This is a genomic window from Streptococcus sp. SN3 (genome assembly GCF_030439905.1).
Window position 1 is genome coordinate 45243 of sequence record NZ_JAQFJF010000003.1, and the last position, 19365, is coordinate 64607.

A 19365-nucleotide genomic window follows, 5' to 3' on the forward strand; every position below is an offset into this window, starting at 1 on the left:
TCCAAAATTGTTGGTTCATCTTTTATTTATCAATAAAACATTCATATCTAAAAACAGATAAAAATCAAGGTGTTGTTTCTGTATTAGTAGCAGGTGTTGAAACAGCTGATTTCAACAAGGTTAACAGTTTTTCTACTTCTGCCATGATGTTATTATTATCCATAGTCCCTAAATTAAGATTATTTCGCAATCCTGTTAAGGTCTCAGTTGCATTGGATTTCAAACTTGGATCCGTCGTCTTTTCAAGTAAGTCTTCCGCCTCTTGCAACTTAGCTTCTACTTTAGCAGTTTCAACTTGAGGTACTTCTGGCTCAGTTGGTGTTTCCTCTTCAACTTCTTCTTGAGGTTTCTCTGGGCTAACAGCATCCTCCTTGTCATCTTTTTTACCTAAAACATGATCACTTGCATTCCCCCATCCATCGCTAGACTGTGGTCGCTCATCTGGATGTTCAACATAATACTTGATAGTTGCAAATAAATCCTCTAATGTATAGCCATTAGGAGCTCGGTAAGTCTTATCATCGAACCAAGCAAATTTGATGTTGTGGTAGTGATCCTTATGAGGGATAATCAGATTACCATTTTTTACTGCTACAGTATGCTCAACATTGTAAGGCAGACGAACGAGCGGTATCCGTTTCTCTCCTTGAACACGTTCGTAGATAGCAGACGCACTTTCTCCACTTGGATTGGCTTTGGAATCATCTGTTGGTGCAGGTGGAAGCAGACCTTTTTCTTTAGTATAGGTCTGAGCAGCTGCTTTTTCTTTAGCTGAAAGACTATCTTTTCCTATCCAGTGACTGTGTCCCATATGAGGGGTTACATAAGCATCTCCTTCGTCGCTGATAATATCGCGCGCATCAAAGATATATCCATCAGATGTCGTATATTTGTCAGCTAGCTGGGCTACTCGAACTTCGGTTTCAGTATACTCAATCTGTGAATTTGCTTTGCCTAGACGTTCTGGATGATTGATAGGCGCAAGAAATGCTAATAAGTCATCAATTAATTGCACCTTATCACTTGTTTCATCATTCAAACGCTTCACTAAATCATCCAAGGCTTGAAAATCTGACAAACGTCCCTTATTTTCTAGCAATTGCTGATGGGTCTGAGTCAGAAGACCATATACCTTATCATAAAACTCTTGATCTTTCGGTTCAACTGATTCTTTCTTAGCTTGCAGGACATGAGGTATGCTTTTCTGCTTCGCCAATTTATTTTCAATCGCTGTAATAATCTCTTTAGGCAAGTCTTTAGCTAAAAGATAGCGGGACACTCCTTTATCCTCTAGCACATAACCGTCAGCTATTTTCCTAACAACCTGCTGGATTAAATCCTTATCCAATGAATCCGCATGTTCCAAATTTAACTTTGGAGGAAGAATCGGTTTTAAAGCTGGTTGAGATGGAGTTAGTATCGGAGTTGGTATAGGTCTATAAGGTGTCAATCCTAACATAGGTTTATTAGGCTGACTTATAAGAGGAATTGTCCGAGCAAGCTTTTCTTCCAATGCCGACATTTGTGTATAAGGAATAAAGTGATAATGATTACCATGTGGCACTGCTACTCCATTTTGTGTTCGACTAGTAATTTGTGCTGGATCAAAGATCAAGCCATCTGATTCAACATGACGCTGACTAAGTGGAAGATTATAAAGTTGCTGAAGGAGACCCTTAACATCTTCTCCTTGACTCGGTTGATAGTTGTTTGAAATTTGAGTAAAAGTAGGTTGTGTCTGTATCCAGCCACCGTTTCCATTATTATACGAACGGCTGACTACAGTACTAGCTACTTTTCCTCTACCTGATAGGTAAGCTTGAGCTGCAGCTAGCTCACTAGGCGACAAATCACTCTTTGGGATATAGTGAAAATGATTACCATGAGGTACGATATAGGCATCTCCCGTATCCTCAATAATGTCTGAAGCATTAAAAACATAGCCATCATCTGTTGTATAACGGCCTTGAGCTCTAGCTGTTGCTACTTCATTGCTTATTTTCGTAACATTATGACCATGTTCCTGCTTTTGACGATTAATCTCTTCCTTACTGCGAATATTATCTGCACGAGCTATATCTTTCAGATAAACATAATATTGTCCATTAACCTTGATAACATATCCACCTTTGACTTCATTGACAATATCCTCAGTCCTAAGTCGATAGTTGGGATCTTTCATCAAAAGATCTTCGCTGAAAATAGCATCATATGGAACTTTCCCATTATAATAATGATAGTGATCACCATGAGAAGTGACATAACCCTGATCAGTAATTTTGATAACAATCTGCTCCGCGTTAATCCCCTCTTTTTTGCTTACTTCGTCAGGCGTTAACTCCTCAGACTTTTGAACACCTTGCTTACCATCAATATAGCTAACTCGATTGGATTTTTTAATCGAACTGTTTGCCTGATAATAACCTAACTGATGAGCAAAAAGACCCACAGTAGCAATGACAACAATTCCTGTTAAGTATTTCTTATTTTTTTCCATTGAATATCACTTTCTTTTTTGATTACATAGAATTCGCTAAAACTTATCACAATTTACAATTAACTCATAATATACCCCCAAAGAAATCATCTAAATATTTTTTCTATAAAATATAGCAGAAACTCAATTTTTAACAACTTATTAAACTCATTAACTAGTTAATTAACTGGTTAATATTTTACTCCTCATCATCTAGTCTGTCAAGATTTTTTTATTAGATTGTAAGAAAAATATTATTTGTTCTTTATTTGTCCAATTGTCATAATACAAAAAAAGCTTATCCTTTCGGATAAACTTTTTTAAAAATATATCAAGCTTCTTAAGCTTTACCTTCTGAACCGAATACGTCGATACGTTCTTCAACTGATGCTTGGATAGCTTTTACACCGTCAGCCAAGAATTTACGTGGGTCGAAGAGTTTCTTCTTGTCGTATTCTGCTTCGTTTGCTTCGTAGTCGCGAGCAAATTTACGAGTTGCGTTAGCGAATGCGATTTGGCATTCAGTGTTAACGTTAACTTTCGCAACACCAAGTTTGATAGCTGCTTGGATTTGGTCATCAGGAATACCTGAACCACCGTGCAATACGATTGGGAAGCCTGGAAGAGCTTCTGTCAATTTCTTCAAGTGGTCAAGGTCAAGACCTTCCCAGTTTGCTGGGTATGGGCCGTGGATGTTACCGATACCAGCTGCCAAGAAGTCGATTCCAGTTTCAACCATTGCTTTAGCGTCTTCGATTGGAGCCAATTCACCTTTACCGATGATACCGTCTTCTTCACCACCGATAGTACCAACTTCAGCTTCTACTGAGATACCTTTAGCGTGTGCTTTTTCAACGACTTCCTTAGCCAATTTAAGGTTTTCTTCTACTGGAAGGTGTGAACCATCAAACATGATAGAAGTGTAACCAACTTCGATACACTCAAGTGCATCTTCGTAGTGACCATGGTCCAAGTGAATCGCAACTGGTACAGTGATGCCCATTGATTCTACAAGGTTAGCGATCAAGTTGCGAGCAACTTTGTAGCCACCCATGTATTTAGCAGCACCCATTGAAGTTTGGATAAGCACTGGTGCTTTCTTAGCTTCTGCCGCACGCAGGATAGCTTGAGTCCACTCAAGGTTGTTTGTGTTGAATCCACCAACTGCGTAACCATTGTCACGAGCTGCTTGGACAAATTTTTCTGCTGAAACGATTGCCATTCTTATCAGGCCTCCTCTTATTTTTTGTGGTTAAACCACTTACATTGTTTATTTTATCACTTTTTCACTAAAATTGCTAGTTTTTCCTGAAATTTTAAAGAATTGCAGGTAGACACTTAGCCTTTTTAAGCGTTTCTATTGCAAAAAGAAAAAGCTGACCGAAGTCAGCTTACTTAATGCGGAGAGAGGGACTTGAACCCTCACGACCTAAAGCGGTCACAGGATCCTTAGTCCTGCGCGTCTGCCAATTCCGCCATCCCCGCGATTGAGTACCTTACTAGTATAACAGGACAGCTAAGGCTTGTCAAGAAAATTTTTGACTTTATTTCAAAAAATCAACTTTCTACTCAATCAGCAAATCTAAGAAATCTAAGCGAAAATGAAGCTAAGGCAGGAACATAGAAAACTCAAGGTTGCTGAGTCGCAATAAAGACAGCCACCGTTTGGTCGGGATCGTATTTTTCAAAGTCAATAGTGTAGTCCCGATGAAGCTCACCTGATTCTTCTGCCTGCCAAATCCTCTGCCAAGCATGAAGAATCGCTTGCGGATCCTCCTTATCCGCTTCAAAGACTTGATAGGTCTGCTCGGATGTGTCAAAATCATAGACTTCCCCATCTGTCAAACGGCAGATAGAGAGGCTGTAGTCTCCTTTGTAATCATTGGCATAGTCATGATAGACGGCATAAACCGGCTCCCCCTCAGCAAAAGCTTCTTTCACAGCTCCCTCTTGTTGCTGCCAGAGAGCTTGGATTTTTTCTATACAATGCTCATCTTGAAAATTATTAGTACGAATACTAGCTAAAATGTTTAGAAACATCTTCTTCCCTCCTTTTATTTTTCATTATAACATTTCTCTAGAAAAATCGCTTATCCTAGAAAAAGCAAGTCTATCTCTCCTGGCTCTTTTCTACCGCTGCTGTGACAAATGCCCTATAAAGACCTTCAGGTCGGTTCGGTCGGCTGGAAAGCTCTGGGTGATACTGACAAGCAACGAAGAATTTGTTTTCTGGGATTTCTACTATTTCGACCAAGCGATTGTCTGGTGAAACTCCTGAAAATACAAATCCGGCCGCCTCAAACTGCTCGCGGAAAGCATTGTTAAACTCATAGCGATGGCGGTGACGGCGCTGCACGACTTCTTGATGGTCGTAAGCTGCTGCTGCCTTAGAGCCAGGCTTAAGCTTAGAAGGATAGAGCCCCAGTCTCAGCGTCCCACCCAAGTCTTCGACATCAATCTGATCACGCATGAGATCAATAATCGGAAATGCTGTGTCTGGATTGAGCTCCGCTGAGTTAGCATCTGCCAATCCCAGGACGTGACGGGCGAATTCGACACAGGTTAACTGCATACCCAAGCAAATACCCAACATAGGCACATCCTGCTCACGCGCATAGCGGATTGCCTGAATCTTACCCTCAGTTCCTCTCTGACCAAAGCCGCCCGGAACGATAATCCCATCCGCACTTCCAAGAAGCTCAGCTGCGTTTTCGGCCGTTACCTGATTCGCATCAATCCAGTTAATCTTAACCTCCGCATCATTAGCATAGCCGGCATGCTTGAGCGCTTCGACAACTGAAATATAGGCATCTGGCAACTCGACATACTTGCCGACCAGAGCAATCTGAACCTGCTTTTCCAGACTCATCACTTTCTCTACCATGGCTGACCATTCAGTCATATCCGCTGCCGGCACATCCAGCTTCAGATGGTCACAGACGATTTGGTCCATCTTTTGCGCCTGCAAATTGAGAGGAATTTGGTAAAGATGCTCCACATCTAGCGACTCAATGACCGCCTCCGGCGCCACATCACAGAATTGAGCCAGTTTGTTTTTGATATTTTGTCCAGCTGGCTTCTCTGTGCGGATGACCAGCATATTAGGCTGAATCCCCAAACCTCGCAACTCTTTGACAGAATGCTGAGTCGGTTTGGTCTTCATTTCGCCGGCTGCCTTGAGATAGGGCAGGAGAGTTGTATGGATATACATGACATTGTCTACACCGACATCCGCCTTCATCTGGCGCAAAGCTTCTAAGAAAGGAAGAGACTCGATGTCGCCCACTGTACCTCCGACCTCTGTGATAATCACATCCGAGTCCGTGGTCCGTGCTGCCCGCTTGATCTTGTCCTTGAGAGCATCTGTAATATGCGGAATGACTTGGACCGTCGCTCCCAGATACTCGCCTTTACGCTCCTTGCGTAGGACTTCGCTATAGATTTTACCAGTGGTGACATTGGAGTATTTATTGAGATTGATGTCAATAAAACGCTCATAGTGCCCCAGATCCAGATCCGTCTCGGCTCCATCATCTGTCACAAACACTTCCCCATGCTGATAAGGGCTCATGGTGCCGGGATCAATGTTGATATAAGGGTCAAATTTCTGAATCGTAACCTTGAGGCCGCGATTCTTCAAAAGTCGGCCCAAGCTAGCTGCCACAATCCCTTTCCCGATAGAAGATACTACACCGCCAGTGACAAAAATATATTTAGTTGACATACGTGCTCCTTTTCATAAAACAATTCATTCCAGCAACCACGTCGTTGCCGGAAACTTATCTAGAGGAGGATTTTCCGTAATCTGTCTGAAAAAGAAAAATAGCTCCCTGAAAACAGGAAGCTCTGACCTCTAAAAGAGGTGCCCGAACAGTATGATATCGCAAACCTAAAAAAATGTCAAATATTTTCAGTCGGTTTTCATCCATTTTCACCAATACTGATAACATGTGTTTCAAATTCTAAATTAGGCATAGACTCTGCTAAATCGTGACAGATTCGCTCCAAGGCTTCCAGACGCATTTCGACAGAGGTATTGGCATTCCCCTGAATGATGAAAATGGCGTCCTTGGTCTCCTCATCAAACTTATAATACTCGCTGTCACGAACATCCAGCCAAGCCAAAATTCCTTTGGCATCCCGATAGACATAGTCCGTATTGGCAACATGCTTCTCCTTGGACAAAATAGGCAGAAAGACATCTTCCTTTTGGCTTACGGTGAATTCTATCTGGCCATCAATCTTATCAAAATCATGCCCTCCAATGGCCAGTAGAGAATGCAGGGCTTCGACGTTATAAATATCAATAATGCTATTAATATGAGGGAGCGAGCCTCGGTGCTGGATATTGCGAATCAGAGCGGGAACAGTGGGAGGATTTTTCTTGACACTGCGACCTACGCGCTGCAGTATTTCTACATAACCTTGAACCACCGGCGACTCAAGCACCTCATCCAAGTCGCAGGCTAAAGCCCAGTCTTCCATTTCCTTTTTCTTTTTTAGAAATGAGGGGGATAGCTCTGCATGTGGATTAACATTCTTGGCAATCCCAATAACGACGCTCTTAATACCTAAATCACCTAGACTCTTATCAATGACAAATTTCATAGCAGCTTACCTCCGTCTTTTCTTTATTAAATTTTATTAGTATTCTACACCTTCCGAACTTATATTTCAAGGAATATTAAAAGAAACAAGGGATTCGTCCCTTGTTTCTTTTTGCTTGATTTATACTTCCTCTTCAGTCTCCGTGTCTTCGTCAGAGTAGTCGTCATCTTCTTCGTTGAGTTCGACTTCTTCGCCTAGATCATCTGGAGCGATTTCGTTGATTTCAGCATCATAAGCTTCCACTTCGTTCTTCTCATCGTCTGGATTTTCCAAAGAAAACTGATTTAGCAAAAAAACTGAAAAAACGCTAAGTGATGCCTCACTTGCTATTAATAATCATTCCAGAAAATGTTTGGGTTACAAAACAGCTTTTAAAGCACTTAGAGATGAGCTTTAAAATGTTGCAATTTTTATTGCAATTGTATGAAGCTCAAAGCCTTGGCAGCCTCCAGCTTAGCTAGTGGTTTTCTCGTTTTTCTCTACGAGAAAAATTGGCTCGAAGCCAAAACAAAACACACCTAAAGTTATACACAAAAAATCTAACTTTCAGGGTACGGTTCAATTGAACTGCTTTTTTACATATACAAAAGTAGTGTTACACCACTTATGGTACAACAAGGTTCATTACTCTAGAACAAACTGATTTCTGTAGAGTTCAGCATAGACCCCATTCCTTTTAAGAAGGTCACCATGCCTGCCTTCTTCAATCACTTTCCCCTCCTTGATGACAATAATCTTATCTGCATTTAGGATAGTTTTTAAACGATGAGCTATAACAAAACTTGTCCGCCCAGAAGTAATCATTTCTATGGCAGATTGAAGCTTATTCTCTGTTACAGTATCAACATTTGAAGTCGCCTCGTCCAAGATAAGTATCTGCGGGTTACTTAATAGCGTTCTGGCAATACACATCAATTGCTTTTGCCCTATCGAGAACACATTGCTATCATTTGATACCATGGTTTCGTACTTATCAGGTAATCCAGCGATAAAACAATGAAGATTGACTGCTCGGGCAGCTGATTCCACCATTTCCTGGCTGGCTTCAGGATTACCAAACTTAATATTTTCAGCGATTGTTCCTGCAAACAGCACTGATTCTTGAAAAACTGTACCTATTTGTCGACGCAGAGAAGACAAACCATATTCACTAATATCTCTTCCATCAAAAGTAATCCTCCCACTATCAGCATCATAAAAGCGATTTATCAAATTCATAATCGTTGTCTTACCTGAGCCTGTTGGACCCACGATGGCCACCACTTCTCCCTTATTAACTTTAATCGAAACATCAGATAAAATTTTTTTTGCTGAGGGATAGGCAAAACTCAGCTGCTCAATGGCAATCCCATACTTTAGCTCATTGAATTCCGCTTGATAAGACAAATAATCTTCTTCGGGCAGTTCAAAGATTTCCTGAATACGAGCTGCTCCTGTTAGGGCAAGTTCTATCTCTCCCCAAGAGGCTGATATCTGCAAAATAGGCTGGTAATATTGCTGTGAATATTGGACAAAAGTGACAATCAATCCCAAAGCTATTGCTTTGGAAAAAGACTGCTGACTAAGCACAATAGCTGAGCCTCCAAAAATAACAATAGCTGTGTTAAGCAGACTCAGCCCGTTCATCACCGGAAGGAGTAAACCACTAAACAGATCCCCCTTATATCCTGCCCTTCGCACTCGCTCATTATGGTCTATAAATTTAGTAATAGTCTCCTGCTGCAGACCTTGAACAATAATGACCTTTTGCCCAGAAATTTTTTCATCTATATAGGCATTCAGCTGCGATACCCCCTCCTGTTGTTGTCTAGTATACCTCCTTACTGATTTAGCAAGGAAAATAAGGAAGGCTAATGCAAGTGGTGTCGAAGCAATAGTTAGCAGAGCAAGTTGGCTGTTCTTTACGAACATTATCCAGACCAAACCAATATATAAAACAGTATTCCTAAGAATCTGAATAAAACCTTGACTCAAGGCACTCTGAATGTTATCTAGGTCGCTAGTAAAACGTGATAAAATCTCCCCATCTTTATGACTATCAAAAAAATCAATATGCAAAGTCCCGACTTTGCTAAAAAGATCTTTCCTCACATGATTAATGATAAAGGAAATGAGACGGTTAAAGAGACGCAAATAAATAAAAATAATAATAGATGATATAAAATAGGTTAATAGAAGCTTCAGCATCAAAGCGTTAAAATCAGTTAGCATAGGCACAGTAGATTGAGAATTTATTGCTTCTGCGGCTCCTCTGTATGCCATGGCCCAATCAGCTAGCTCTGCCACTGCTTCCCCCAGATAAACTGGTGCCTTTACTTGTAAGTATGTCGCCAGTACAACTAGAAACACAACCAGAGTGAAGGACCACTTATACTTGTTGAAATAATATCCATAAAACTTCAGAACTCTCAAGCATTATCCCTCCTTCCCTTTTTGGGAGGCGTAAATTTCACCGTAAACAGCATTACTTCCAATCAGTTCCCTGTGCGTCCCTTGACCCACTAACCGTCCTCTATCAAGTACCAGAATTTTATCCGCATGGACAACAGACGATATTTTTTGTGCAATGATAAGTGTTGTTGTCCCTTTCAGTTTATGTTCAAGAGCTTCCTGTACCAATCGTTCTGATTTAGCATCCAAGGCCGAAGTCGAATCATCTAAAATCAGAATTTTCGACTGTCCAATAATTCCCCTAGCTAGACTTAGACGTTGCTTTTGTCCCCCTGAAAAATTACTCCCTCGTTCCTCAACTAAACTTTCATAATTATCAGATAACTGATTAATAAATTCATTAGCCTGAGCAATACCTGCCGCATATTCCATCATCCTTTGGTCAGCTGCAGAGAAGCCCTGCCTTAAATTATCAGCAATCGTACCACTAAAGAGGACCGCTTGTTGTAACACAATAGAGACCATCTGACGCAAGGTTTCTTGATCGAAGCCCCTTATGTCTTTGCCGCCAATTTTAATCTGACCACTATCTGGATCAAATAAGCGAGGAAGTAGTTGAGCCAAGGTTGATTTCCCTGATCCTGTTGTTCCCACGATACCAACTACTTGACCAGCATCTACCGAAAAACTGATATTTGACAGCGTTTCTTTGTCATCGTTAGGGTATGTGAAACTGACATGTTCAAAATCAATTCTTCCTTCCAGAGATTCTGGCGATTCATTTCCAAATGTTATTTTAGGTTCCCTATTCAACAGTTCTTGAATACGGCCTATTGAGACGACAGATCGGCTAATCTGCATTCCTACGGAGCCGAGCGTGATAATCGAAAACATCATTTGCATGGCATAAGTAAGGAACGCTGCTATTTTCCCAACAACTACCGGATCTATTTTTGCTAAGTCTGACACAATATAAATAGCAATATACATCGCAAAAAAGACGATAAGAGTCATGACTGGCTCCATGAAAGCAAACCGATTCCCAACAAATAGATTAATCTTAACAAGTTCATCAGAAACCTTTTCGAATTTCCTATTTTGATTTTTCTCTTGGACAAAAGACTTAACCACTAGAATACCATAAAGCTGTTCTTTCACAATAGTATTCATTTTTTCGATGAGAGTTTGGAAGTGCTTAAACTGCGGAGAAACCATCATTATAATCATTACGACAGCTGTAATAATTAGCGTCACCATCCCTAATACAAGCCACCACAATTGAGGAATGGTGACAATTGCCAAGATAAAAGAACCTAACAATAGGATTGATACGCGAAGAATCACTTGGAAAATTGCCATCACTAAGTGTTGAATCTGGTTAACATCATTGGTGACACGCACCACTAGATTTCCGACACCCAGTTCTTCTACATCGGCATATGAAAACTTCTGGATTGTTCGGAATATCACCTCACGTATATCTGCAGAAACCTCTTGGGAAATTTTTGATGAGAGCACTGTATTAATTATACCGGCTACGAGTCCAGCACTCGCTATCATTAACAACAGAAGCCCCGTGCTATAAACCTTATCTTGCTTATCTTCTAACATAGCTCCCAATACAGTGTTTAAAAATCTTGGTTGCAGCAGACTACCTGAGACAACTATACCAATCATGACAATGGCGATTACCGCACGACTTCTGTAGCGCATAATAGCTTTAATTAACATCTACTCTCCTTAAAAGCTGGTAGCATGGCTTCTATGGTCAGTTCTATTAAACTGGAACAAAACCATCTTGTCTGTGAACAAACAGCGAGACTGTAGCCATTCTCTATCTGATACCGTCTTAAGAAATACTTTTTCTCTTTCTCTACTACTGAGCAAAAATCCTCTCCTTCTTGGACAATAGAAAACTTGTCCAAAGGCTGAGATAGCCCTCTCCCAGTTGCTTTAATGTAAGCTTCCTTCATACTCCATAAGTCATAGAAAGCAACTGATTGCTCATCTTTTTCCAAAGAGAATAAATAGTTTTGTTCTCTCGGTGAGAAGTAATATTTGGCAAGACTATTTTTAGCTCCCCTATGCTCCTGAATATCTATTCCAACAATAGATGAATCCACAACACAGACAATCCACTCCCCTGAATGAGAAATATTATAATGAATCTGGCTATAATCTTTTATGTATGGTTTCCCATAAGTATGTCTTCTAATTCGGATATCTTTATTTGTCAGATTATATTCTTTTATAACAGCGTATCTAGACAGGAGATGACCCAGAAGCGACCTCTGACGATCTTGCCAAAACCGATAACGCAAAATCTGTTTTCGATCCTCTTCTTCAATCAGTCCCAGAAGGGAGAAAAACATTCTATCCCCTAGGGGATTTCGGCTTCTAATCTTAAAAATCTTCATGCTGTTTCTCACCATTCTGATAAGAATTCTGCCTGCCGATTATAATCCCTGATTTTTTTAACCTTTTGAATAAATAAAAATCTGATGATATAACATAGGGTATTCAAGATGGCAAACATATAAACAAAGGTAATCCAGTTGAGCTGGAATGGCATATAGTCCCCTGTCTGAAGAGAAGTCATAATCTGGATATTCCTCGCAGCATAGATGGCTACAGGCAGAGTGAGCAAGAAAAGTAGATTGCTAATCACAATGTAGGGGGTAAGCAGGATACGATAAACCTCTCTCTCCTCATATCCTAGTAAATCGAACATTAATAGAGTCTTCATATTACCATTCAAGCCTATAAACACTGCTAAATAAATCAATAAACATCCCGTTATGACACCGATACTTTGGTTAATAATAGCACTTGCTTTGTTGGAAGTCTGACTTCTTTGAATCGCTGATAATTTTTCCTCTAGGGAGCGAGTTTTTCCCTGACCTTCTTCTTGAGGCTTATTGGTCAATTTGCCATTAAAACTATCTTTAGTCTCATCTACCATTGCTGATGCTTGGTCTTTGGGAATATATATTGTCTTTAAATCGGCATTCTCCGCAAATCCAGCTATCTTTATCTGATGTCGCTTTCCCTTTACTATTAACTCTAGAGTATCCCCAACTTTAAGACCATAATTCTCTCGCAACTCAGGATTTACAAAGACACCTTGTGTGGGATCTAGGATTTCTCCCTTACTGCCAATCAGCTGAAATAATTCATTTTGGCTTGTAAACGAAAGGGCCTGATAGGCTATAGTTTCGCCTTTTATCATTAGCTCAACATCGTATCTCAGATAGGTTACAGAATCTGAAGCTGGCTTAGCCTCCTCCTTTTGGTAGTTATCATAGCTGATTTCATAAGAATAGTGCCGGCCTTCCTTCTGAGATTCAAGGATTTTAGAGGAGCTAAAAGTCAGAGACAAGCTTAAGACAAACATGATACTAAACGTAACAATCGCAACCAACAAGAGACCTAAGGTGCTGAAATGATTTAGAGTTAGTTTAAATTTGAATTTATGCTTCATCGGCAGCTTTTGAATCAGCTTCTCCATTAAGCCGGGGCGGATGCTTTTTCCATCTGTCTGTTTCATCATTAAAGCCAAATCTGTCTTTCTCACTGTCAGTCCCGCCAGATAAGTAAGAGCTCCTAGGAAAAGACTTAGGAAGAGGGTTCCCGTCATAACCGACTGCAGAGAAAGTCCTTTACTCAACCCTTGAACGAGATAGGTCTGGCTATTAGCAGAAAGGAGGATGTCGGATCCCCAGAAACCCAAGACTAAGCCAATCAAGGAACTGATCAAGGATACCCCGCTGATTAATAGCGCATATCTTGCTAGCACACTGGAGAAAGAAAAGCCGAGAGACATCAGCTGGGCCAGCTGTACTCGATTTCTTTGGAGCGTTCCTCTGATGAATAAGGATAAAATGAGGGAGAAGATGGCTACCATGGCGACAGTAATGTTTCTGATTAAGAGTTGATTACTTTTCAAAGCTGTGAAATAATTAGCCTCATTGCCTGATAATTGCTCTCCACCTAAACGAAGTAAATTGGCATCAATCGCGAAATGAACGAAGAAGTACATAAAGGAAATGAATATTAAAATCAGAGATAGAATGGACACCATTGTCCTCTTAGCAAAAAAGTCTCTGGATAGATATTTAAATAGCAACCCCATATTAAATCTCCCAACTCATTTGATTCGGTGACAGCTTCTCCATATTCATGTCGTCCCTAACAATACGTCCATCTTCTAAGAGCAGTATTCGGTCAGCTGTTCTAGCAATTTCTCGATTATGTGTCGTAAAAAGGATACCGGTTCCGTAGGTTTGCTTGATAGCATGCAATAAAACAATAATGTTCTTACTATTTTCGCTGTCCAGAGCACCCGTTGCCTCGTCACAGAATAAAACAGCCGGTTTCTTAATCACAGCTCTGGCAATGCAGACCCTCTGTTGCTCACCGCCCGACAGCTGATGAGGATATTTGTTCAAAAGTTTCTCAATTCCCAGTAGCGAAGCCAATTCTTCTAGGTCCGCTGTCTCTGCGGCATACTTGCTGCCCAACTGAATATTCTCCTCAACTGTCAGATTAGGAATTAGCATGTAGTGCTGAAAGACCAAACCAATGTCTTCTCTCCTAAACTTGGCCACTGCCGATTTACTCAATTGACCTATCTCCTTTCCTTTATATAAGACCTGTCCTGAACTTGGTTTCAGTAGAGAAGATAGGATATTAAGCATCGTTGACTTTCCTGAGCCGCTGTGACCCAAGATTGCTACAAACTGCCCCTGATCAATTTTTAGATCCGTATTCTGCAGGACATACTCATCCTCATATTTTTTGCTGATTGATTTAGCTTCTAATAGTGTTTCTGTCATAGCACGCTCCTTTTATTTTATTTATACTCAATAAAAGTCAAAAAATAGATTAGACAGAAGTAGCCAAGACGGCAGGAACCTGCTCGTCTCGACACGAGAAAGGCCAAGGGATTTTCTCTAACTCCCGCACTAACCATCTTTCTTGAAACGATAATTTCAAGAAAGATGGTTAGTGCAAGCCACAGACTGTTCAAAAGCTCCAGTGGAGGTTTTGAGGTTGTGGATACAGCTTCCGATAGGAAGTGTCAAGAATATGGCTATTGACGAAAGCTTTGCTTTCTTCATCTGCAACCTTTAACAATCCCCCAGACTGTTAAAGCTGACGTAGTATAACTTTTGACTTTTGAAGAGTATTAGCGACACATCTCTGTAAATATGTCTGTATCAATAGTAGCATAATCTAAGCTAAATGATTAAAAAAACATTATATCTCTCTTTAAACATTTTTGTGTAATATTAATTAACGATTTTGTTAGCTATATCCACAGACTTTTTAAGTTCTAGCGCGGGCAACTTCAGCCCAAAACAGCTATCCCTTGCATAAAGTGACTGATACCAGCTAGCAAGATGATGTATTCTCTTCTTCGCCAGCAATTACTCTGGACTTTCAAAACCCTGCTTGCTTTTTTTCAGCATCTCTAAGCCCAACAAGCCGAACCACAGAAAGGCCAAAATACCTTTTGCTATATTTAAAATAGAGACAATTAATAAGGGGATATTGGGAATAGAAACCAAGATATACATCATTCCCAATATCAGCCCAGCAACATTATAAGATCTGAACTGCCCTTTCCTTAAAGCATACAGACTGATTAAAACAATCCATATCCCCACAAATCCATACACAACTATCCCATTTGGCGAGAAAGAAATATAAGGATCCATAGTTAGGATAATCTCCCTCTTTAAGTCAGCTGCTGATGTATAAACATCGGCCATAGCAGGCTTTGCTGTCAGGGCCTTGAAGTTGGCTACCGCTAAAACAGCAAAACCCGTATAAGCCAGCTTCTGCGACCACCTAACCAGTGAATTATCCTGTACTTCCAAGTAATTCGTGATGGCTTCTATCACTCCTAGACCGAACACACCGATTAAGGCTAAACCAAGATATGATAGTACAAATAAAATAGGTGATGCAGACATCTTAGTCAGAAAAAGGTCTATCTTTCCTTCTTGAGAGATAATGGGTTGCAACATCACAATCACTCCCATCACTAGCTGACACAAGCTACTCAGTACCGAAAAACGTCCCCCTGTTTTATACACTTTTTTCCTCCTTATTCAATGATTCTTTGATAGAGAAGATTAGCTCTCCTTTAGCAACAATTTTGTCTTCCACATATGCTATCGCATCAACAACTACACCCGAAGCCGTCACAGTCCTACTCTCTACAATCATGCGCAACTGATCCCCAGGAACAACCACTGATTTAAATGTCATCTTTGTAGAATAGAGCAAAAATAAGGTGCTGTTTCCCTGCTTCTTTTCATTAAACAAAAGGATAGCTGACTGAGCCAGAGCTTCAGTGATATAAACTCCTGGAAAAATAGCCTGATTAGGAAAATGTCCCAAAAATACCATTTCGTTACCTGTGATATTTTTTACAGTACTTATTTTTTTATTTGGGAAAATCTCAAGAACTTTATCCACCATCAGCAGGGGAAATTTCTGAGGCAATATAGCATTTACTTCCTGAAAATTCATAGTTTTTCTCCTTTATGGGCTAACTGAGAACTCTTCAACAACAACCCTCTGAAGTTTCCACCTTCATCATGACAGAAGATTAACCCATTTCCTCCCTGAAACTTTTGCAAGCTACATAGAACTTGTGCTACTCCTGTTGACCCAAATAGGTCACCGCCAAAAACGTCCCCTATAGCAATCAGCTCAGCCTGTTCAAAACATTTGCGAAAATAAGTGTCTCTTTCTTGATGGCTTGTATCGAGATAGCTATCTGCTACACAAACCGTTGATATTTTGTCTCTATCTTTAGCCAAGTCATCTATCAAGTAGCTATACTCGAGCCGACTCTCCAACTCAACTCCACCACCAGCCAGTAAAGCAGGGGCAAATGTGGAACTAAAATCCACAATTTGCCCATAAATCTTTGCACCTCTGGCCTGCGCATGTGATTCAGATTCTAGGATAATGGTCCCCCCCAGCTGTCTAAATTGATTCAATTGCTCTGCACTCATAAGATTCGTTTCTTCCAACCATTTTTTATAGGTTGGAGTCCACTCCTCCACGCCAGTCATAATAACCAAATCAACTTCCTGTTTCTGAATCATATGGTAGGCATACTCAAGAGCATCTAACGATGCCACTCGACCTGTTGATATAGTCGTATTGAATCCAGTAATATTAAAGTGTATTCCCAGTTTGGCTGCAGTAGCATTCAACACAAGGTTAGGTCCCTGCATAGCACCTACAGCCCTAGGACCTTCTGTTAAAGTCAAATAATCAAAATCCACAATCGTTGACATTGAGGAAAGGTTCGTGGCGACGACAACTCCGCTACGTTCAGGGACTAGATCTTCTACCTTGGCATTTTCTTTTGCCATTTTAGCTGCAACTAAAGCCATTTTGGTGGCTTCTGTTAAATAGCGCAACCCTCTTCCACCGAGCAAGTCCTTGTAGTTTGCCTCCTCCAGCTTAAGAACCGGAAACAGGAAATCTCCACTATGGTTCATTTCTTCCGTAATCAATGCCCCACCAGTAATAACAACAGTCTCCATACTATTTCTCCTGACTTAAAATGATACAACTGATATTGCCTCCAAAGGCAAATGAATTGCTTAAAATACAGTCTATGTCTTTAGCAGCCGTCGGCTTACTTACTACATTTAATCCAATCTTGGGATCTAAATGCTCAAGATTCATATTAACCGGTAATCTACCTTCATTCAGAACCAGTACTGAGGCGACAGCCTCAATAGCTGCAGCTGCCCCCATTGCATGCCCAAACATTGACTTGATTGAGCTAACCGGAATGCTCTTGATAGCATCTCCAAATGTTTGGGTCAGTGCATAAGACTCTGCTGCATCATTTGCCTTTGTTCCCGTGCCATGAGCACTGATATAACCAATATCGCTTTTCTTGGTTCCGCTACTATTAAAGGCTTTGTGAATGGCTAACCTAGCCCCTTGACCTTCCGGATGAGGAGCAGTTGCATGATAGGCATCACAACTGTTGCCATATCCTAAAATTTCAGCATATATTGTCGCACTTCTCTTCTTTGCACTTTCATAGCTTTCTAGAACCAGGGCTGCTGCACCTTCTGAGACAATCATCCCTTGTCTGTTCTCATCAAATGGCTGACATAGGTCTGATGACATAGCTCCCAATCGTGAAAACATCGTATAACAAACTCTAGACATCGCATCACTTCCACCACAAACAATACAGTCCGCTTTGCCACTCTTAATCAGATCAGCCCCATACCCGATAGCATAATTTCCTGCAGCACAAGCTGTAGGAATAACGAGGTTCGGTCCCTTCAGTTTTAGCTCTGCCGCAATCGCACTTGTCATAGCATTAGGCTGGAAGTTTTGAAATGGACATTGTATTGATTCCTTATTTTTTCCCACAAGTAAATTGGTGTATTTTTCAGATATCTGCTGGTTTCCCATGGTTGTGCCAAAGATACATCCCAGTCTTCTGGAATCATAAACTCCGTCCTCTACACCAGACATCTGTAGAGCCATTTTAGAAGTTGCCACAGCAAACTGCGTGCTACGATCAAATTGCCTATAATCTAGAAGGTTAAAGTAGTTTTCGGGGTGAAAGTTCTTTACTTCTCCCCCTTGTTTGATATTGTGCTGCGATACATCAAAGGAAGTAATCGGACCAATACTGTTTCTTCCCTCGAAAATAGCATCCGCAAACTCTTCTAGAGTATTTCCGACGGGTGTCAAAAGTCCCATCCCTGTGACAACGACTCTGTCTGTCCCCATATTAACACCTCCTTCTGTATCTAACTATTTATTAGATAGACCTTGCTCAACAATTTTGTAAACATCATTTAAAGACTGAAGATTTGGGTAGTCTTCTTCATTGATGACAATATTGAAACTTCTTTCCAGCTGGCTTACTAATTCTAAAATGAGCATTGAATCAAATTCGAACAATTCAATGAACTTAGTATCATCTGAAAATCCTTCCATCTCCACGATTTCTTCTACAATTTCTCTTGCTTTTGTTTTGTTTTCCATGTTAATTTCCTCCAAATTATAGTAATATTTTAGGTGGTAAGACCGCCGTCTATAGCAATAACCTGTCCGGTTATATAGGATGCAGCATCTGATAACAGTAGCTCCACAATGGGTGCGACTTCCTCCACGCTTCCTTCACGTCCCATAGGGATTTGACCATACATCTGTTTCTTGACTTTTTCATTAATAGCAGATGTCATATCTGTCTTTATATACCCAGGAGCAACAGCATTTACTCTAACTCCAAACATCGCCGTCTCAACAGCAAGTGATTTTGTTAAACCAATCAAACCGCTCTTGGATGCGCAATAATTAGTTTGTCCTGCCATGCCTTTTATTCCTGCGACAGATGAAACATTGACGATAACTCCTGCTTTATTTTTCATAAATTGTGTAATCAATGATTTAGTCACATGAAACGCGCCGTTTAGATTGGTGTCTAAAACACTGTCCCACCTGCTCTTATCCATCAAAAACAAAGAGCAGTCATCAGTAATTCCAGCATTATTCACCAAACCATAGATAATACCTCTTTCCTCCACAATCTTTTTGATTGTTTCATTGACATTCGTATAGTCTTTGACATCACACCGATAACCTTTGAGATCTTGACCTCTTTCATAAGCGTTCTCTGCCATTGCATCTGCAGTATCTTGACTGCCATAATACAAGAAAGAGACTTTATAGTTTTTCCTAAGCAATTCGTCAACTATACCTCTTCCAATTCCCCTTGCCCCTCCAGTGACAAGTATATGTCTGTTCTCCATTTGATTTTTTCCTTTCTGTGTGAATGGGCTTCTAAATGACGGTTCAATAGAAAACCTTGACCAAGCAATCGTCTC

Annotated in this window: 16 protein-coding genes, 1 tRNA gene and 1 pseudogene; all 18 read right to left on the minus strand. The window is 40.5% G+C overall.

Annotated features, from left to right (window positions below; all coding sequences use genetic code 11):
• Positions 1-64: 64 nt before the first annotated feature.
• The 18 genes and pseudogenes from PCY71_RS07125 to fabG all read right to left on the minus strand — a co-directional run bounded on the left by PCY71_RS07125 (position 65) and on the right by fabG (position 19290).
• Positions 65-2497, minus strand: coding sequence for a pneumococcal-type histidine triad protein (locus tag PCY71_RS07125; RefSeq protein WP_048774093.1), 2433 nt, complete (start codon positions 2495-2497; stop codon positions 65-67).
• A 319-nt stretch (positions 2498-2816) separates the two neighbouring features.
• A complete protein-coding gene (locus PCY71_RS07130; protein ID WP_002908770.1) occupies positions 2817-3698 on the minus strand; it encodes a class II fructose-bisphosphate aldolase in 882 nt (293 codons plus the stop codon).
• Between the two features lie 177 nt (positions 3699-3875).
• Positions 3876-3961, minus strand: a tRNA-Leu gene (locus PCY71_RS07135).
• 144 nt (positions 3962-4105) lie between these two features.
• On the minus strand, positions 4106-4516 hold the full coding sequence (locus PCY71_RS07140) for a GyrI-like domain-containing protein (protein ID WP_002908767.1): 411 nt from the start codon (positions 4514-4516) through the stop codon (positions 4106-4108).
• 70 nt (positions 4517-4586) lie between these two features.
• Positions 4587-6200 carry a CTP synthase gene (locus tag PCY71_RS07145; RefSeq protein WP_002908765.1) on the minus strand — a complete coding sequence of 538 codons (1614 nt, stop codon included), beginning with the start codon at positions 6198-6200 and terminating at the stop codon, positions 4587-4589.
• A 197-nt stretch (positions 6201-6397) separates the two neighbouring features.
• Positions 6398-7084 (minus strand): B3/4 domain-containing protein, encoded by a 687-nt coding sequence (locus PCY71_RS07150; protein WP_048774090.1) that lies wholly within the window; start codon positions 7082-7084, stop codon positions 6398-6400.
• 120 nt (positions 7085-7204) lie between these two features.
• A pseudogene (locus PCY71_RS07155) lies at positions 7205-7354 on the minus strand (DNA-directed RNA polymerase subunit delta); the annotation flags it as partial.
• A gap of 354 nt (positions 7355-7708) precedes the next feature.
• Positions 7709-9496 (minus strand): ABC transporter ATP-binding protein, encoded by a 1788-nt coding sequence (locus PCY71_RS07160; protein WP_048774088.1) that lies wholly within the window; start codon positions 9494-9496, stop codon positions 7709-7711.
• 3 nt (positions 9497-9499) lie between these two features.
• Positions 9500-11206 (minus strand): ABC transporter ATP-binding protein, encoded by a 1707-nt coding sequence (locus PCY71_RS07165; protein ID WP_048774086.1) that lies wholly within the window; start codon positions 11204-11206, stop codon positions 9500-9502.
• Positions 11200-11892, minus strand: a complete 693-nt coding sequence (locus PCY71_RS07170; protein WP_048774085.1) for a 4'-phosphopantetheinyl transferase superfamily protein — start codon at positions 11890-11892, stop codon at positions 11200-11202. Before PCY71_RS07170 ends, PCY71_RS07165 begins: the two co-directional genes overlap by 7 nt.
• Positions 11893-11900: 8 nt before the next feature.
• Positions 11901-13607 (minus strand): FtsX-like permease family protein, encoded by a 1707-nt coding sequence (locus tag PCY71_RS07175; protein ID WP_048774082.1) that lies wholly within the window; start codon positions 13605-13607, stop codon positions 11901-11903.
• Between the two features lies 1 nt (position 13608).
• Positions 13609-14310, minus strand: a complete 702-nt coding sequence (locus tag PCY71_RS07180) for an ABC transporter ATP-binding protein (protein WP_048774080.1) — start codon at positions 14308-14310, stop codon at positions 13609-13611.
• Between the two features lie 594 nt (positions 14311-14904).
• Positions 14905-15576, minus strand: a complete 672-nt coding sequence (locus tag PCY71_RS07185) for a hypothetical protein (protein WP_048774078.1) — start codon at positions 15574-15576, stop codon at positions 14905-14907.
• A complete protein-coding gene (fabZ, locus tag PCY71_RS07190) occupies positions 15569-16015 on the minus strand; it encodes a 3-hydroxyacyl-ACP dehydratase FabZ (RefSeq protein ID WP_048774077.1) in 447 nt (148 codons plus the stop codon). Before fabZ ends, PCY71_RS07185 begins: the two co-directional genes overlap by 8 nt.
• Positions 16012-17046: a beta-ketoacyl synthase N-terminal-like domain-containing protein gene (locus PCY71_RS07195; RefSeq protein WP_048774075.1), complete on the minus strand. Its 1035-nt coding sequence runs from the start codon at positions 17044-17046 to the stop codon at positions 16012-16014. Before PCY71_RS07195 ends, fabZ begins: the two co-directional genes overlap by 4 nt.
• Position 17047: 1 nt before the next feature.
• Complete coding sequence (locus tag PCY71_RS07200; RefSeq protein ID WP_048774073.1) at positions 17048-18265, minus strand: beta-ketoacyl synthase; 1218 nt, start codon at positions 18263-18265, stop codon at positions 17048-17050.
• Positions 18266-18289: 24 nt separating this feature from the next.
• Positions 18290-18523 carry an acyl carrier protein gene (locus PCY71_RS07205; RefSeq protein ID WP_002279484.1) on the minus strand — a complete coding sequence of 78 codons (234 nt, stop codon included), beginning with the start codon at positions 18521-18523 and terminating at the stop codon, positions 18290-18292.
• Positions 18524-18552: 29 nt separating this feature from the next.
• On the minus strand, positions 18553-19290 hold the full coding sequence (gene fabG / locus PCY71_RS07210) for a 3-oxoacyl-ACP reductase FabG (RefSeq protein WP_048774069.1): 738 nt from the start codon (positions 19288-19290) through the stop codon (positions 18553-18555).
• Between the last annotated feature and the right edge of the window lie 75 nt (positions 19291-19365).

What these genes read in the sequence shown, in the direction of transcription:
- PCY71_RS07125 (WP_048774093.1), bottom strand. Translation starts at nt 2,497, where the DNA reads ATGGAAAAAAATAAGAAATACTTAACAGGAATTGTTGTCATTGCTACT.
- PCY71_RS07130 (WP_002908770.1), bottom strand. Translation starts at nt 3,698, where the DNA reads ATGGCAATCGTTTCAGCAGAAAAATTTGTCCAAGCAGCTCGTGACAAT.
- PCY71_RS07140 (WP_002908767.1), bottom strand. Translation starts at nt 4,516, where the DNA reads ATGTTTCTAAACATTTTAGCTAGTATTCGTACTAATAATTTTCAAGAT.
- PCY71_RS07145 (WP_002908765.1), bottom strand. Translation starts at nt 6,200, where the DNA reads ATGTCAACTAAATATATTTTTGTCACTGGCGGTGTAGTATCTTCTATC.
- PCY71_RS07150 (WP_048774090.1), bottom strand. Translation starts at nt 7,084, where the DNA reads ATGAAATTTGTCATTGATAAGAGTCTAGGTGATTTAGGTATTAAGAGC.
- PCY71_RS07165 (WP_048774086.1), bottom strand. Translation starts at nt 11,206, where the DNA reads ATGTTAATTAAAGCTATTATGCGCTACAGAAGTCGTGCGGTAATCGCC.
- PCY71_RS07170 (WP_048774085.1), bottom strand. Translation starts at nt 11,892, where the DNA reads ATGAAGATTTTTAAGATTAGAAGCCGAAATCCCCTAGGGGATAGAATG.
- PCY71_RS07175 (WP_048774082.1), bottom strand. Translation starts at nt 13,607, where the DNA reads ATGGGGTTGCTATTTAAATATCTATCCAGAGACTTTTTTGCTAAGAGG.
- PCY71_RS07180 (WP_048774080.1), bottom strand. Translation starts at nt 14,310, where the DNA reads ATGACAGAAACACTATTAGAAGCTAAATCAATCAGCAAAAAATATGAG.
- fabZ (WP_048774077.1), bottom strand. Translation starts at nt 16,015, where the DNA reads ATGAATTTTCAGGAAGTAAATGCTATATTGCCTCAGAAATTTCCCCTG.
- PCY71_RS07195 (WP_048774075.1), bottom strand. Translation starts at nt 17,046, where the DNA reads ATGGAGACTGTTGTTATTACTGGTGGGGCATTGATTACGGAAGAAATG.
- PCY71_RS07200 (WP_048774073.1), bottom strand. Translation starts at nt 18,265, where the DNA reads ATGGGGACAGACAGAGTCGTTGTCACAGGGATGGGACTTTTGACACCC.
- PCY71_RS07205 (WP_002279484.1), bottom strand. Translation starts at nt 18,523, where the DNA reads ATGGAAAACAAAACAAAAGCAAGAGAAATTGTAGAAGAAATCGTGGAG.
- fabG (WP_048774069.1), bottom strand. Translation starts at nt 19,290, where the DNA reads ATGGAGAACAGACATATACTTGTCACTGGAGGGGCAAGGGGAATTGGA.